The following is a 1,441-nucleotide window of genomic DNA, read 5'->3' as shown; positions in this document are numbered from 1 at the left end:
TCGCGTTCCAGAATGTTGTTATCGATCGGCATCCTGCCGTCGCTGGTGTAACGCGTCAGGTAATCCCATTGGTTCAGGGTGTAGGACACAGCATCGCCGAGCTTGGTATCCGGTACGACCTTCGGCGCGATGTTATCGAGCCAAGTCTTCAGAGCGTTCAGGACAGGTAAGCTGTGCTGTTGGCGGAAGCGGCGAATGCACTCGGCCTGCGTTTCACCGGCGTCGGGCTTTATCTCTCGCGCCTGCCTTTCGATCCGGTAGAGCTGCTCGAAGAACCTGAGAGCTTGCTCCGGCGGGCCTCCTCCATTCTTTCTCGCCTTGAGGGCATCAACGAAGCGCCGCCTGGAGTGAGCCATGCATCCGACATGGGTTGCGCCATTCAATGTGCGCCAGGCAGTGTAGCCATCGCTGACCAATATGCCGCGGTAGTCACCAAGGAAGGTCTGCGGGTGGATCTGGCCGCGCCCCGGCCGATAGTCGAGCAATACGATTGGCTCGTCACTGTCCTCGCCGCTGCGATAGGCCCACATGTACGAAGTGCTGGTGGCCTCCTTGTCCTTTTCCTTCAGGACCTGAACCGTCGTCTCATCGCCATGAATGAGAGGCTGTAATCTGAGCCGCAGTTTCAGAGCATCATAGATGCGGTGCAGATGCTTCTCGCTTGAGCCGATGACCCAGTGAGCGAGAGCGCCGCGGCTGATCGGAACACCAGCACGCTCGAATGTTTGCGCCACGCGGTAGAGCGGTGTGCCGTCGACGTACTTGTGGACGAGCGCGAAGGCCAACGTCGAGGCGGTAGCGATACTGCCCGGCAGGGGCTGCGTCGGCATCGGTGCGATCACGACGGGCGTGTTGATCCCGGTGCGGTCGCAATGGCGGCAAGCGTACTTGAACCGCACATTCTGTAGGACCTTTGCCTTGACCTCGATATGGAGCTGTTCGGTAACAGCCTCGCCCATGCGATGCATCTGACCCTGACAGCAGGGACAAGACTTCTGATCGTCGGGGAGGTCATATTCGACGCGCTCGCGTGGCAGGTCTTCCGGCAGAGGTCTGCGTCCACGCTTCTTTCCCGTTTGACCTTCTACCGCTGGCAGGCCGGTGTCTGGAAGCTCGACAACATCGCCTTCCTCGCTGTCATCCTCGACCGCAGCCTCTTCGGCCTCGTTGAAGAGACGGTCAATGTGCTTTTCGCTGCGCGGGGCAAAGCGATGCAGCTTTGCCAGTGCCAGCTCCTCTTCCAGCTTGACGACCCGCCGCGAGAGCGCCTCTTTCTCAGCTTTGAGCGCAGCGATTTCGGCAGCATTGGCCGCCAACTGCGCCATCAGCTCTGCAACGCTTGGTTCGCCGGTTCGAGTCATCAGATTCTTGAATCTGAACCGCCCCTTTGCGTCAACAGCTCAATTCGCCATCCTCAGCCGGCGATCTGATATTGCCGCAC

At 59.7% G+C, this 1,441-nt stretch carries 1 protein-coding gene; it reads right to left on the bottom strand.

What is annotated here, in order from left to right:
* Positions 1 to 1,361 (bottom strand): IS66 family transposase (gene tnpC, locus FHT76_RS41235; protein WP_259186898.1); only part of this gene is annotated, 1,361 nt, incomplete at its 3' end.
* Positions 1,362 to 1,441: the final 80 nt, after the last annotated feature.

The sequence above is a fragment of the Rhizobium sp. BK176 genome, assembly GCF_024808055.1.
This window is presented reverse-complemented; position numbering and strand designations above follow the sequence as displayed.